This window comes from Rhodanobacter sp. B04, from assembly GCF_002001125.1.
Lineage (GTDB): Bacteria > Pseudomonadota > Gammaproteobacteria > Xanthomonadales > Rhodanobacteraceae > Rhodanobacter.
Genome location: NZ_MUNV01000021.1, coordinates 1 through 13,615, shown reverse-complemented (window position 1 = coordinate 13,615; position 13,615 = coordinate 1). Strand labels below are relative to the sequence as shown.

Sequence of the window (13,615 nt, the reverse complement as noted above, 5' to 3'; positions counted from 1 at the left end):
GAAGCGTGCTGCCGCCCGTCGGGCGTATCCGCTCAGCTGTCGCGGGCAACTTGCAACCCGGCCGCCGACTGGCTGACCGGCATCACCTCGACGCGGTTGATGTTCAGGTGCGGCGGCTGGTTGGCGACCCACCAGATCGTGTCGGCGATATCGCCGGCGGTGATCGGGTGCGCGCCGGCGTAGAGGCTCTCTGACGCGGCCCGGTCGCCGCCGGTGCGCACCAGGGTGAACTCGGTTTCGGCCATGCCCGGCTCGATCGAACTCACCCGCACGCCGGTGCCGTGCAGGTCGCAGCGCAGGTTCTGCGAGAACTGGGTGACGAAGGCCTTGCTGCCGCCGTACACGTTGCCGCCGCGGTAGGCATAGCTGCCCGCGATCGAGCTGATGTTGACGATCGCGCCGCGGCGCTCGATCAGCTGCGGCAGCAGCAGATGGGTCAGCGACACCAGCGCGGTGATGTTGGTGTCGATCATCTGCTTCCACTGCGCCAGGTCCGCCTGTTGCGCCGGCGCGGTGCCCAACGCCAGGCCGGCGTTGTTGACCAGCAGGTCGATGCCGGCGAACGCCGGCGGCAGGTTCGCGTGCGCCGCACGCATCGCCGCCTCGTCGCGGACGTCGAAGGCCGTCGCGTGCACGCGGTCAGCACCGTGGCGTTCAACCCATTGCTGCAGCCGATCGGCGCGGCGGCCGCTGGCGATCACCCGCCAGCCACCGGTCACGAAACGTTCCACGGCGGCGGCGCCGAACCCGGAGGTGGCGCCGGTAATCCAGACAGTCTTGGTCGTCATGCGTGAAAGTCCAGCCAGGCAGGCGCAATGTTGCGGTCGGAGACAGGCGCTGGTGCGGCTGCCGGTTATTTGCCTTCCTTCAGCGCAATCGCATTGATTCCGGCCGCCGACAGCCGCTGCTTGGTCGATTCCAGTTCGGTCGCCGAGCGGAACGGACCTAGACGCACGCGGTGATAGGTCTGGCCGTTGATGCTGACCGATTGCACGTTGGCGACGAAGCCTTGCAGTGCCATCTTCGCCTTCAAGGTTTCCGCATCGGCTGCGCTTGGGAACGCGCCGACCTGCAGCAGGTAGCCGCTGCCGGCACTGGGCACGGGCACGGCGCTGGCGGGTGCGGCGGTGATGTCCTGGCTGACCGCTGGCGGTGTGTTTACCGGAGCCGGAGGCGGCTGGATGCTGGCCTGCTGTGGCTGTGCGGCGGCCTGTTGCGCAGCCTGTTGTTGGGTAGCGAGCTGCTTCTGCTGCTGTTCGGCCCGTGCCTGGGCGCTGATCTCGGCATCCGGGATGCGCACTTCTTTCTCCGACAGCACCGAATAGAAGTCGTATTGCGGCTTTTTCGGCGCGCTGTCGCTGGCGGCCGGGGCCAGCCCGGCATCGCTGTCGTGCTGCGCCGTGGCCTGCGGGTTGGCCTGCGGGACGGCTGCGGATTGGCGCAGGCTGGTCAGCAGGCTGCCGCGCATCATCACGGCCATCAGGATGGCACCGATCACGACGCCGATGACCGCATAGCCCCAACCCGGGAACCCGCCGCTGTTGTTGCGCACGGCCTGCCGGCCCTTGCCCTTGCGTGCTGCCATTTACATCTTCTCCGGGGCACTGAGTCCCAGCAAATCCAGGCCGTTACGAATGACTTGGCGCGTGGCGACGGCAAGCGTGATGCGCGCGTTGCGCAGCTCGGCGTCATCCACGAGCCATTTGTGCTCGTGATAATAACTGTGCAAGGCGCCGGCGAGCTCACGCAGGTATTGCGCGATCAGGTGCGGTTCCAGGTTGGCGGCGGCCACCTCGACCACTTCCGGGTAGCGCGACAGTTCGGTCAGCAGGATCTGCTCGTGTTCGTTGCCCAGCCGAACAAGTTGCGCCATGCCCGCTTGCGTGTCGACGGCGGGCAGGCCGCGTTCAGCCAGTTCCTCCAGCACGCGGCAGACACGGGCGTGGGCGTACTGGATGTAGTAGACCGGGTTGTCGTTGCTTTGCGAGCGCGCCAGGTCGACGTCGAACACCAGCTGCGAGTCCGATTTGCGGGCGATCAGGAAGTAGCGCGTGGCGTCGCGGCCGACCTCGTCGATCAGGTCGCGCAGGGTGACGTAGCTGCCGGCGCGCTTGGAGATCTTCACCTCCTCGCCGCCCTTCATCACCGTCACCATCTGATACAGCATGTAGTCCGGATAGCCCTTGGGAATGCCGCAATCGAGCGCCTGCAGGCCGGCTTTCACCCGTGCCAGCGAGCCATGGTGATCCGAGCCCAGCACGGTGATGGCCTTGCCGTAGCCACGCTGCCATTTTGACAGGTGGTAGGCCACGTCCGGCACGAAATACGTGTAGGTGCCATCGGACTTGCGCATCACCCGATCCTTGTCGTCACCGTAGTCGGTGGTGCGCAACCACAGCGCACCGCCCTCCTCGTAGGTGTGGCCGTGGGCGACCAGCTCGCGCACGGTCTCCTCCACCTTGCCGTCGCTGTACAGCGACGATTCCAGGAAGTAGCTGTCAAAGCCCACACCGAACGCCTGCAGGTCCAGATCCTGTTCGTGACGCAAGCTGGCCACGGCGAAGCGGCGGATCGCGTCGAGGTCGTCGACATCGCCACTGCCGGTGACGGTTTCGCCGTCGGCCACCACCGACTCGCGGTCGAGGTAGGCGCGTGCCACGTCGGCGATGTAGTCGCCGCGGTAGCCGTTTTCCGGCCAGCCGCTGTCGTCCGGGGTGATGCCGCGCGCGCGCGCCTGCACCGAGATCGCCAGGTTGGCGATCTGCACGCCGGCGTCGTTGTAATAGAACTCGCGCTTCACGTTCCAGCCGCTGGCATCGAGCAGCCGGCTCAGGCAGTCGCCGATCGCCGCGTTGCGGCCATGGCCGACATGCAAGGGGCCGGTCGGGTTGGCCGAGACGAACTCCACGCCGACCGTCTTGCCGGCGCCGCTGTCGTTGCGGCCGTACGCGTCGCCTGTCGCCATGATCCGGAGCACTTCGGCGTGATACGCCGCGGCGGCCAGGTAGAAGTTGATGAAGCCGGGGCCGGCAATCTCGATCTTTTCCACCAGCGCACTGGCGGGCAAGGCCGCCACCAGCTTCTCGGCCAAGTCACGTGGTTTTGCCCGTGCCGGCTTGGCCAGCAGCATGGCGACGTTGCAGGCGAAATCACCGTGCTCACGACTGCGCGCTCGCTCGATCACGAAGCCCGGCAGGGCGAGATCGGCAGGCAGGGTGGCATCGGCTTGCAGGGTCTGGATCGCCTGCAGCACCAGTTCGCGCAACTGTTCTTTCACGGGTGGGGTCGGATTCGTGATGGAACCGCCAATCCTAACAGACCGCCATGAGTGCGGACGGGGTTTGCCGACGCCAAGTCGTATCGCCGGGCATGCGCTGCCCGGCGGCGCGGCGATTGATGCACTGCGGCTGCCATCCTGTGGATAAGTCTGTGGGGAAAGCGGCTTGCCCGTGCTTGAAAGCTTCGGCATTCCCGCCGAAATCAAACATCGGAAACAAAGAATCTAGTAATATCAACAAATTGCACAACTAAATTAGAGAAGTGGTCGTAATGCCTTCCCCAAGTGCCGATATCGGCGATATGTGAATAAGTTTTGTTGGCCTGGCGGCGCTTTCGAGGGGATGCGCCACGTCATCAACCTGTCATGCGGCGCTGCGACACTGCTTGGGTGCCTGACATGACTCCCCTCCATGGCAGGCATCTGGAGACGCCGCACCCTCCCCTCCCAAAGCGGCCCTGACGGCGTGGTTCATCCCACGCCGTTTTTTGTGGGCGAATGCCTGATTCAGAGCAAGCCGCGAGCGGCCATCGACACCGGCTCGCCGTTGCCGATCACCAGGTGATCAAGCACGCGCACGCCTACCAGCTGCAGGGCATCGCGCAGTTCGCGGGTGATCGCCCGATCGGCGGCACTCGGCTCGGCGACAACCAGCACAGACGCTCTGCGACGACATGTGTGGTCAATTGATGTGGGGCAGCGAACGCCCAACCCGGTCAAATGTCGGGTATGTCACCCGTTCTCAGCACGTGCGAAGGAAGACGTACGCTTGATGGTCCACGTCGTCGAATGGATTGCTACGCTTTCCGCGTCAAGTCATGACGCAAGAATGCATCCGTAATAAATTACAGCTTGACACAACCCAGACCCTACGCAAGTCTCACTGCAGAGGGGGCGTCTTCAAAGGTAAGACGACAGCGACCATCAAGCGATGCGGATGCACCGACGATGTCGCGGGGAAATTGGCTGAATCACGTAGAGAGTGGAAGCAGCGAATTCCCAATTATGTCCTCAGGCGCTGACGTCTGAGGACAGCACGGGAGGATATGGATGTCCGCATGCCTGTTCCGCAAGAAGTGCCTTTCGCCCGATGCCTTCAAGAAGCCCGGGCACGACATCATGCAGGCTATGACCGAGTGTGAAGAGCCTCGGCAGCTAAGTGAATTGACCCGGATCGACGACGCCCACCTAGGCGATGAGCATAACGGCGACAACGCCAAGCCCAGGTCGCAGGTAGATCAGCAAACAGCAAACAGTTCGTGACCACGGACGAGACGCCCGAGCAATCAGCGTCCGATATCAACCCGACCCGCAACGTCGACAACGCGCCGCTCGCGAAGTGAGGCAAGCCCCTTCGCACGCCCGACGTCGAGGCATTCAGCGAGGGGCCGGGCTGCTTCCGCCATTTCGTCGATCTGGATCATGCCCGCACACTTCTCGAATCGAAGGCCCACGCACAGTCACCCAGGCTGAAACTGGGAACTGGTGCAATCTCCCCTTTCATTTTCCCGTCATGCTGCCGCAGCAGTCCTCGAAATTTATTTACAAATAAGTTCCTACGGGACAAGGAGGTGGCAAAAAACACGAGTTAGTAATGCATTAAAAAAACATCACGTCTAACGTTACCAGGCCAAGCATTGGCGGGTATCTGTCGTGTCATTAACGAAAGGAGAGCCAACATGAAGAATAAAAAGGTAAGAGCCGCCGTCACACTCGGCTTCTTCGCTGTTATGTTTTATGTCGGTATCGCAAGTGCGGCGCAGATATGCGTTACGCAGGAGAGATGTGTGGATGGTCCAGGTGGATCCAGCCTATGCGCCTTCGTCGAAGTCTGTCATGACGTCGCACCTACCGCGCATTAACCATGGGCCAGCAAAAAACCGCGCTTTTTTTCGCTTGATAGATTAAGGAGATTGTCGTGGATAAAAATCAGTCAGTAAATCGCCGACTTCGGATACTAGCCGGTATCAGCATGTGTCTCTGCTCGGCTATCGCCTATAGCGCCAGCGCAAGTGCGACAGGAACTATGCAGCCAATGGACACGGTTTGCGTCGGCGTCAAGATTTGTGGACCAATAATTAATGGTAATCAAAACTGTCAAATTAACGAGGTTTGCCACGTCGTGAGCCCCACCGCACACTAACTCGATCGGCGGATCTCTGCTCATCTTCTTTAGAAGGTGAGCAGAGAAACCAGCTTCATTCCATAGCGCTTATCTATTTGATTTTCTTCTGCGCGCCAAGTCTCGTCATACGGACTAATCTAGTATTGTCCCGACAGATTAACTTGACACGTAAAAGAAGTGGATGCCGAAAACACTTCTTCTCTTTCCACGTCGTACACATAGGATATTGTCATGGAAAAAAATCATTCAGCCAATCGTCCGATCCGTATTTTCGCTGGCATCAGTCTGTGCCTGTGCTCGGCCGTCGCCTATAGCACCAGCACAGGTGCGACAAGTCCAATGCAGCCAATGGACGTGGTTTGCTACCCTGTCGTTGTATGTAGTGGCCCGAACACGTGCGAAGGTCATCTTATTTGCCATGTTGTGGAACCTACGTCCCAGTAGTGCGATCAGCTGCTCCTTACTCGTCCTCGGACAAAAGTGAGAAATACGTAACGTGTTCAAGAACGCCCACATATTTGATTGAGCCTTTTCGCTATTCGCCATGCTTATGACGTGTTGAATTTAGTTCTAACAAAAGGACCCTGTGATGCTTACGTGGCGCTTGATTGAGAGATTTGCACTATACGCCGCAGTTCTGGCTTGTGTTGTATTTGCAACCCTGTTGTATTCCAGACGTGAGATGTCCCCAAAAGTGGCCGCCGACCAAGCCGCACAAATGGCCGAAGTTGCAAAAATTGAAACGGACGAGAATGCATTAAATGTAGGCCAGACCCTTCCATCGGGCCTACTCGTGAAGGATGGCGAAGGGCGTGATATCGACCTAAGGAGCGCAATTCACGGCCCCACTGTGCTTCTTAAAGTCGCAATGGATTGCCGTCCATGTATTGAGTCCATGGAATGGTTGCGTAAAAACGCCTCATCGTACGAAAAGACGCAACACGCAAGCATTATTGTCCTGGCGATTCGCAGCAAGGCCCTTCCCCCCGGTACCCTCCCGGCGGAGGTGCGCGTCTTGTACACCCCTGACGACCTTAGCTCGGGATTTCTTGGAGGTACTCTTACCCCTGCTGAGTTCTTATTTGACGGCCAAGGCAGGATGGTGGCGCGTCGGGCCGGGTATTCTGCTGACTTGCTTACAAAGATTAGCTTCCCATCTGAATTGAAGTAGTTGAGTAAGGCGGAATATTAAGTTCAAAGGAGCCATGTTATGCGCAAGCAAACCCTGTTAGTGATAATCGCACTTGCTATCGGCTCGACGGCTTGTGGACAAGAGAGCTACTCGGTCAATTCGATATCAGACATCGGCACGCCGAGTGACCCTATCTTCTTGCGTTCTGCTGGACATCCGGACGCTAAAATTACGTCGTCCGGTGATTTGATCATCTCAGGCAAGAATATCGACGTCATTCCCGATCAGAAAACGCTGCTTAGGAAATATTATGTAACCGCCCAAATGATGAAGGGGCCGCACCCCGATCCTAGTACCGCTAAGGTCCGCGCAGGAGAGAGCCGGAGCGTTGCGCAGTCGAGTTCAACAATTCAACAAAGCAATGAGCTTGCCAATAACGACGAGTCGGGCATCAATCAAATGAGATCTCAAGCCAAATTGATTTGTGCTGACCTAGCAAACTTGAAAGCAAATCAGGCGCGTGACTTGAGAGGGCAAATTGTCATTTTGCAGTCGTACACACTGACTACGGATGAGGATGTGACGTCCTGTGTCGATAAATGGCACTAAGGGATTCCTTGAACTGTTAATCATGTAATATTTTCTGGACAAATTACAGGCGGATGCGGATATATGGGGCTTGGGCCATGATTCATTACTACCTTCGATTGGCTATGCGCCGCAGCTGCATGCAGCCTGCGATTTCGTTGCTGGTTGTGTTGACTATGGCGATCGGGGTTGCGGCCTGTATGACTACAGCCACGATTTTTAGGGCGCTGGAAGGTGAGCCACTGCCCGGCATTAGCGACCACTTGTCTGTGGTGACCATTGATGCGCGGGAGAAGATGGTCGACGGCAACCCTACCTACACAACGCCGGATAGCTTGCTTAAACTGAGGGATGCCATCGCGCTAATTGATGCGCATCAAGCATCCGGGCAGGTAGCGTTGGCGCAGAGTTACGCCCAGATCGGCAATCCCGAGAGAGAGCAGTCGTATATCGCCAACGGATTAATGGCTTATGGGGCGGTATTTCAGGTACTAGGTGTCCCTTTGCGCTTTGGCAGACCTTGGTCCGAATCAGAACTAGCTTCTCATGCGCCGGTTGCTCTGATTGACAGCGATTTGGCCGAAAAATTGTTCGGTACTGAGGATGCTGTGGGTCGCAGTGTGCAAATGAACACCCATCGCTTCCGTGTGATTGGTGTGACAGCCCCATGGAAGCCCCGAATCGCGTTCTTGGGCGCCGCGCAAAACATGGGAGGGATACTGGCCAGCAATACGCAACTGTTTATTCCAATCGGTGCAGCCCTAGATGCTGGGCTGGGGCCAGCCAGTTCGGGCGAGTGTGACAATGGAATAGCAGCCGTAACGTTCGGGACGGTGGACGTACAAGGATGTCGTTGGTTAGAAGTGTGGGTATCCACCACTACTCCATCTGCGGAAGCGGCTTATCAAAGCTTTCTAAGCAACTACGCCCAAGGGCAGCACGACGCTGGGCGGTTCGTCTACCCGCCGCAGGCAGAACTGTACGGTACTCGCGCGTGGATGGCTTTGAACCATGTCGTACCTAATGACGTATCTCTGAACTTGGTATTCGCTGGCGCGTTCCTGCTGCTGTGCATGATGAATGTCGCGGGCCTTCTCACCGCGCGCTTCCTGCGGAGAGTGGCAGACGTTGCTATTAGGCGCGCCCTTGGGGCGTCGGTTCGGCAAATTTTTGAGCAGCACCTGATCGAGTCTGGATTGCTGGGTCTTGCTGGGGGGGTGGCGGCGTTGCCGCTGACTTGGCTGGGTATGTGGATCGTTCGTAAGCAGCCTGTCGGGTATGCCCCTATCGCGCAATTCAGCTTGAGCGTCTTCGTCGGTTTAGCGATGCTCTCGCTTCTGGTTGGCATGGTTGTAGGCATCCTGCCGGCCTGGCGAGTGTGCAAGCTGCCTCCCGCCATGCAGATCAAAGAGTCATAAGGAGATGGCCATGTGGCTGATCGTAAGACGTCAACTTCGCCGCCCCTTGATGCCGCTGCTCGTAATCTTTCAGGTTGCGCTGGCTTGCGCGATTACCTGCAATGCATTGTTTTTGCTGAATCAACAGTTGATGCCGATCTTGGCGTCGGACGGAATCAGTGACCCCGGGCGTCTTGTATTCCTACACAATATTGCCGCGCGCGGAGATCCATGGCCAGCAGTGCGCATGCGTGGTTTGAAGGCAGATCTGAGCGCGGTACCAGGAGTCCGCCAAGTCAGTTATGCCGCTACTCTTCCAATGATTAGCTCAGCGCAGTGGGCTCAGGACGTACGGACCGCGGAGTCAAACGTCAAAGTAAGCGCCACGGTATATTTTGGCGACAACTTAATCAATTCACTTGGCCTGCAATTGACTGGTGGGCGTGACTTTACGCCCGAGGAAGAGGCTACAACCCTTGATATCAACATCATGGGCAGCCATAAGTATGAGGCTGTCATCATTACAGAGGCATTGGCCGCGCGTTTGTTCCCAAATGGTCGCGCAGTGGGGAACTTACTTCCCGATTCAAATTCGCAGATTGTAGGGGTGGTGGCGCACCTTATCCGTAATAATCCCACTAAGGACAGCCGCGCACTGGAGTACGCGATTCTTGTACCGGGGATTGTCCAGCAATGGGCTGTTCCGATGTTTGCGGTGCGTTTGGCTAGCTCTGATACGGACCAAACCTGTAAGAACATGCTCTTGGTTCTGAAGCAGGACGTTGGGAGCGAATTGCTTCCAGGCGATCAAATCGGGTGCGATTCGTATGCAACTCTGCGCAACCAAGAGCTTGCGGCACCACTCGCCGCGGTCTGGTTGCTCTCCGGTGTAACTTTGGTCGTACTGATCGTGACCATCACCGGCATCCTAGGCATGACAGGCTACTGGGTACAGCAACGCACGCGCAGCATTGGTGTTTGTCGCGCACTAGGCGCACGGCGTAGTGATGTGATACGCGAGGTCCTGATTGAGAATGCAGTAGTAGTAGGTATGGGCGCGATAGTGGGGTTGGTTGCGGCTTACGGCATTAACTTATGGCTAATGCGCCACTACGAGCTATCGCACCTGCCTCTATCCTATTTTCCAGTCGGCGCGTTGTTGCTGCTGGTCTTGGGGCAGCTCGCCGCTTTGGCGCCCGCACATCGAGCATCGAATATCCAACCTATCGTGGCTACCCGAGCCATTTAGACCTATCAAGCGAGAATAATGAATAGCTGCTCAAGGACCCCTGGTTATGCTGGGATCAAGGTTACGGGTAGTCGACAGCCGTCTTTGATTTAATCTATGTCCTAGACGACTCACAAATGGCCGAGTTTAGCGATACCGCCGTTATCTACAGCCTGCAAACTCCTAAGGATAGAAGCTAACAGTTCATTAAGGTAATGGCTCAATAGGGAGAGAGCATGCCCACCTTCAAAGCCAACGACACCATTTACATCCCGGCCACCCTACTTCCGTCGACAAACCCGCAGGTCTTTGAATACGCAATCGTTAAAACGACTGTTGCTCAAGTCCAACGGGCAGCTGGGAAAGGTGGAAACCGGGTAAGGGTGAAGCTCCCGCCCGACGGAACTCCAAACCCAGGCGTTTCTAACTGGATTCCGGTATCTAAATGTTCAAAGCACATAGGGATCGCTATTATCGCAATCGGCGACTTGTCTACAGAGCCGATGCTTATTGATCCACTCTATAAGAGCGTCCTTCAGTTCTGTAGGCTGATGATTAACGATTCTGACATTGAAGGAATAAAGCTCCGCTCTCTGGACGAGCTCAAGAAATGGGCAAGCACTAGAATCAATATGTTTAGTCATCTTATTTTCATCGGACATGGTGACTCGGACTCTATCGAGTTCGCTGTCGATGGAGAAAAAACGTCAGCAGACATACGGAAAGCACTTCAGGTTAAGCATTCGACAAAGAAGGTCTGCATTTCACTCTGCTGCAAGACCGGAAGCCCACTCTTTAGTGAGCATTTTTCTAAGGCCAGCTTCTGTGGCTTTCTCGCAGCGCCACAGAATTCAGTTGCGGGATCCACGGCATCTTTGTTCTGCCAAGCCTTTCTTCAACAGAATCTCGGGCACGCGCAAACACCGGGGATAGCGTTCAAGTCGGCATTGAACTCGACGCCAGGGGACCATCAGTTTTCACTATGGAAACGCGGCGCAGTTCAGGCCTGCTGAGCCAGAGGCGCTTTGATAGCTGCAAGACTGCACCCACTTTTTGCAACATTTTTGTTGACATTGGCCATACATATTGCTTTATTTCAATGACTTAGATAGTATTGCACCATAACGCTTGACTACATAAACCCGGAAGATCACCGCGCAGGCATTGTGCTTCAGGCAGGCCCGTACCACCTCGCGTGGGTGCACGTTGGCGCCGTCGACGGTGCCGCGGAACAATTCCTCGAATCCCAGCACGCGGTGACGGTTGTCCAGATACAGGCAGCCGAATACCTCGTAAGGAAGATGGCGCAATTGCGCACGCAGGAAGTCGCCGCTATCGCGCGGGTTTGGCTGGCCCCAGGCCGCTGACACTAGTGGGCTGCTCAGGTCGGCCGAGTAACGCGCTAAGACTGCCGGCGCCCGCGAGCAGTTCGCGACCAAGCGCAATGGCGTCCTTGCCGCGGCTGCCGCTGCCTAGCAGCACAGCCAGCAACTCGGCGTCGGATAGCGTGGCGCTGCCACGTGCCAGCAGTTTTTCGCGGGGGCGTTCGCCTTCGGGCCAGTCACGGATAGTCATGCCTGCAAGTTGCCGGACGATACCCAGGCCGGGCAGCGGTTGAAGTGAGTGAATCCGGTAAGCTACAGGTCTGCCCGATTGTCAGGCCCTTCTTACATGAGTCTTGCCCAACGTCGCATCCTGCTGGGAGTATCCGGTGGCATCGCCGCCTACAAGTCCTGCGACTTGGTTCGCCGCCTGCGCGAGCTGGGCGCCGAGGTGCGCGTGGTGATGACCGAGGGGGCTACCCGGTTCATCGGCCCGACCACGTTCCAGGCGCTGTCCGGCCAGCCGGTACGTGTCTCGCTGTGGGACGAAGGCGCCGAAGCGGCGATGGGGCATATCGAACTGGCGCGCTGGGCTGAACGCATCCTGATCGCGCCGGCCAGCGCGGATCTGCTGGCGCGGCTGGCTCACGGGCTGGCCGATGACCTGCTGACCACGCTGTGCCTGGCCAGCGCTGCGCCGCTTTATGTGGCGCCAGCCATGAACCAGCAGATGTGGGCGCATCCGGCTGTGCGGGCAAACATCGAAACCTTGCGCCAGCGTGGCGTGCAACTGCTCGGGCCAGCGGCTGGCGAACAGGCCTGCGGCGATATCGGCAGCGGCCGCATGCTGGAGCCGCATGAGTTGCGCGATGCGCTGGCGGCCACGTTCGGCCGTCAGGAATTGGCCGGCCTGAACGTGCTGGTCAGCGCTGGCCCGACCTACGAGGATATCGACCCGGTACGTTTCATCGGCAACCGCAGTTCCGGCAAGATGGGTTTCGCCGTGGCCGAAGCGGCGGTACAGGCGGGCGCAGTGGTGACCCTGGTGGCCGGCCCGGTGAGCCTGGCAACGCCGGCTGGAGTGGTCAGGCGGATCGATGTGCGCAGTGCGGCGCAGATGCATGCCGCCGTGCTGGCGGCCGCCGCGCAGTCCGATATCTACATCGGTGCCGCAGCCGTCGGTGACTACCGGCCGCTGGAGGTGTCCGCCCACAAGCTGAAAAAGCATGATGGAGCGCCCATGGCGCTTCAGCTGGGCGAGAATCCGGACATCCTGGCCAGCCTGTCGGCACAAGTCGTGCATCCCTTTCTGGTCGGGTTTGCTGCCGAGACGCACGATGTGGCGAACTACGCGCAGGGCAAACTGCAACGCAAGGGACTGGACATGATTGCTGCCAATCAGGTCGGTGAGGGGCTCGGCTTCGAGGCTGCGGACAATGCCTTGACCCTGTACTGGCCCGGTGGTGGCGTCGAGTTGCCGCGGGCAGCCAAGCCGGAGCTGGCACGGCAGCTGGTCGCTCACGTGGCCGAGCGCTACCGGGCGTCACGTGCATGAAGGTCGATGTCGAGCTGAAGATCCTCGATGCGCGCGTGGGCGACAGCATTCCGCTGCCGCAGGCGGCCACGGCGGGAAGTGCGGGCATGGATCTGCGTGCCGCGCTGGAGACGCCGCTGACGCTGGCGCCCGGTGAGAGCGCTCTGGTCCCCAGCGGCATCGCGATCCATATCGGCGACCCGGGTTGGTGCGCGCTGATCGTGCCGCGCTCCGGGCTGGGGCATAAGCATGGTCTGGTGATGGGCAATCTGGTCGGGGTGATCGATGCCGACTATCAGGGTCCGCTGATGATTTCATGCTGGAATCGCGGCACGCAGTCGTACACCATCGCGGTCGGTGACCGTATTGCCCAGCTGCTGCTGGTGCCAGTGGCACAGGCGCGGCTGAACATCGTGACCGAATTCGCGCCAAGCGAACGCGGCGGCGGAGGATTCGGCTCGACCGGTATCAAATGACAGGCTGGGCCGGCGCGGGGCATGCGCTGGGCCGATTCACCGGGCACAACCTGCGGGGCGGGACATGGCGATAGATATCGCAAGGGAACGGTTGCGGCAACTGCAGATCGACTGGCGCAATTTGCTGCCGCTGGTCGGTGGCACGGTGTTGCTGGTGCTGGGGCTGTTTTGCGCCTGGCAGACCTGGTTGATTGCCGACGAAGGCAATGCCATCGCGCGAGTGCATGCGGCCCAGGATCAAGCCGTGCATGCCTTGGCCGACGAGATCGCCACGCAGCGCGGCAAGGTCGAGAAAGTATTGGCGGCGGCCGATCCGGCCACGCTGATGAGCGACCCTGTGCAATCGGCCATCGCCTTGCGCAAGCAGCTGCCACAGGTGGAGAAGCTTGAGCTGTACAGCGGTGACCTGCATGAGGTGTTGAAAGCCAATTACCGTGAATTCGGCTATGCCAAGGCAGCCCAGCTGATGGCTGCGCAGGGTGCCGAAGGGACGCCGCTGGCACAGAGCGTCTCCTATGGCGGCAGTGATCGCCGGC

12 protein-coding genes and 3 pseudogenes are annotated in these 13,615 nt (G+C 58.9%); 9 read left to right on the top strand and 6 right to left on the bottom strand.

Annotated features, from left to right (window positions below):
• Positions 1 to 32: 32 nt before the first annotated feature.
• From B0E46_RS14295 to B0E46_RS14280, 4 genes and pseudogenes are all read right to left on the bottom strand, one after another.
• Entirely contained in the window at positions 33 to 788 is a 756-nt protein-coding gene (locus B0E46_RS14295; protein WP_077556449.1) for an SDR family NAD(P)-dependent oxidoreductase, read from the bottom strand.
• A gap of 65 nt (positions 789 to 853) precedes the next feature.
• Positions 854 to 1,585, bottom strand: a complete 732-nt coding sequence (locus B0E46_RS14290; protein WP_077556448.1) for an SPOR domain-containing protein — start codon at positions 1,583 to 1,585, stop codon at positions 854 to 856.
• Entirely contained in the window at positions 1,586 to 3,277 is a 1,692-nt protein-coding gene (gene argS / locus B0E46_RS14285) for an arginine--tRNA ligase (RefSeq protein WP_077556447.1), read from the bottom strand. It lies immediately after the preceding gene.
• 507 nt (positions 3,278 to 3,784) lie between these two features.
• Positions 3,785 to 3,925: pseudogene (locus tag B0E46_RS14280) on the bottom strand (JAB domain-containing protein); the annotation flags it as partial.
• A 402-nt stretch (positions 3,926 to 4,327) separates the two neighbouring features.
• Here B0E46_RS14280 and B0E46_RS14275 point away from each other — a divergent pair.
• Positions 4,328 to 4,540, top strand: a complete 213-nt coding sequence (locus tag B0E46_RS14275) for a hypothetical protein (protein ID WP_077556446.1) — start codon at positions 4,328 to 4,330, stop codon at positions 4,538 to 4,540.
• A gap of 23 nt (positions 4,541 to 4,563) precedes the next feature.
• On the opposite strand, the gene B0E46_RS17775 is transcribed toward B0E46_RS14275, so the two are convergent.
• A complete protein-coding gene (locus B0E46_RS17775; RefSeq protein WP_168171217.1) occupies positions 4,564 to 4,701 on the bottom strand; it encodes a hypothetical protein in 138 nt (45 codons plus the stop codon).
• 1,290 nt (positions 4,702 to 5,991) lie between these two features.
• Here B0E46_RS17775 and B0E46_RS14270 point away from each other — a divergent pair.
• The 5 genes from B0E46_RS14270 to B0E46_RS17435 all read left to right on the top strand — a co-directional run bounded on the left by B0E46_RS14270 (position 5,992) and on the right by B0E46_RS17435 (position 10,760).
• Positions 5,992 to 6,573, top strand: coding sequence for a hypothetical protein (locus B0E46_RS14270; protein WP_077556445.1), 582 nt, complete (start codon positions 5,992 to 5,994; stop codon positions 6,571 to 6,573).
• A 39-nt stretch (positions 6,574 to 6,612) separates the two neighbouring features.
• Entirely contained in the window at positions 6,613 to 7,143 is a 531-nt protein-coding gene (locus B0E46_RS14265) for a hypothetical protein (protein WP_077556444.1), read from the top strand.
• Positions 7,144 to 7,220: 77 nt separating this feature from the next.
• Entirely contained in the window at positions 7,221 to 8,540 is a 1,320-nt protein-coding gene (locus B0E46_RS14260) for an ABC transporter permease (protein WP_077556471.1), read from the top strand.
• Positions 8,541 to 8,550: 10 nt separating this feature from the next.
• Positions 8,551 to 9,768: an FtsX-like permease family protein gene (locus tag B0E46_RS14255; protein WP_077556470.1), complete on the top strand. Its 1,218-nt coding sequence runs from the start codon at positions 8,551 to 8,553 to the stop codon at positions 9,766 to 9,768.
• Positions 9,769 to 9,983: 215 nt separating this feature from the next.
• Entirely contained in the window at positions 9,984 to 10,760 is a 777-nt protein-coding gene (locus B0E46_RS17435; protein ID WP_139350563.1) for a hypothetical protein, read from the top strand.
• A 132-nt stretch (positions 10,761 to 10,892) separates the two neighbouring features.
• On the opposite strand, the pseudogene B0E46_RS14250 reads toward B0E46_RS17435, so the two are convergent.
• A pseudogene (locus tag B0E46_RS14250) lies at positions 10,893 to 11,322 on the bottom strand (UPF0758 domain-containing protein); the annotation flags it as partial.
• Between the two features lie 96 nt (positions 11,323 to 11,418).
• Between B0E46_RS14250 and coaBC the strand changes: the two are divergent.
• The 3 genes and pseudogenes from coaBC to B0E46_RS14235 all read left to right on the top strand — a co-directional run.
• A complete protein-coding gene (coaBC, locus tag B0E46_RS14245; protein WP_077556443.1) occupies positions 11,419 to 12,624 on the top strand; it encodes a bifunctional phosphopantothenoylcysteine decarboxylase/phosphopantothenate--cysteine ligase CoaBC in 1,206 nt (401 codons plus the stop codon).
• Positions 12,621 to 13,079, top strand: coding sequence for a dUTP diphosphatase (gene dut / locus B0E46_RS14240; RefSeq protein ID WP_077556442.1), 459 nt, complete (start codon positions 12,621 to 12,623; stop codon positions 13,077 to 13,079). Before coaBC ends, dut begins: the two co-directional genes overlap by 4 nt.
• Before the next feature lie 64 nt (positions 13,080 to 13,143).
• A pseudogene (locus tag B0E46_RS14235) lies at positions 13,144 to 13,615 on the top strand (phosphomannomutase/phosphoglucomutase); the annotation flags it as partial.

Excerpts from the sequence above, each read along its gene's own strand:
- B0E46_RS14295 (WP_077556449.1), bottom strand. The coding sequence starts at position 788 with ATGACGACCAAGACTGTCTGGATTACCGGCGCCACCTCCGGGTTCGGC.
- B0E46_RS14290 (WP_077556448.1), bottom strand. The coding sequence starts at position 1,585 with ATGGCAGCACGCAAGGGCAAGGGCCGGCAGGCCGTGCGCAACAACAGC.
- B0E46_RS14275 (WP_077556446.1), top strand. The coding sequence starts at position 4,328 with ATGTCCGCATGCCTGTTCCGCAAGAAGTGCCTTTCGCCCGATGCCTTC.
- B0E46_RS17775 (WP_168171217.1), bottom strand. The coding sequence starts at position 4,701 with ATGATCCAGATCGACGAAATGGCGGAAGCAGCCCGGCCCCTCGCTGAA.
- B0E46_RS14270 (WP_077556445.1), top strand. The coding sequence starts at position 5,992 with ATGCTTACGTGGCGCTTGATTGAGAGATTTGCACTATACGCCGCAGTT.
- B0E46_RS14265 (WP_077556444.1), top strand. The coding sequence starts at position 6,613 with ATGCGCAAGCAAACCCTGTTAGTGATAATCGCACTTGCTATCGGCTCG.
- B0E46_RS14260 (WP_077556471.1), top strand. The coding sequence starts at position 7,221 with ATGATTCATTACTACCTTCGATTGGCTATGCGCCGCAGCTGCATGCAG.
- B0E46_RS14255 (WP_077556470.1), top strand. The coding sequence starts at position 8,551 with ATGTGGCTGATCGTAAGACGTCAACTTCGCCGCCCCTTGATGCCGCTG.
- B0E46_RS17435 (WP_139350563.1), top strand. The coding sequence starts at position 9,984 with ATGCCCACCTTCAAAGCCAACGACACCATTTACATCCCGGCCACCCTA.
- coaBC (WP_077556443.1), top strand. The coding sequence starts at position 11,419 with ATGAGTCTTGCCCAACGTCGCATCCTGCTGGGAGTATCCGGTGGCATC.
- dut (WP_077556442.1), top strand. The coding sequence starts at position 12,621 with ATGAAGGTCGATGTCGAGCTGAAGATCCTCGATGCGCGCGTGGGCGAC.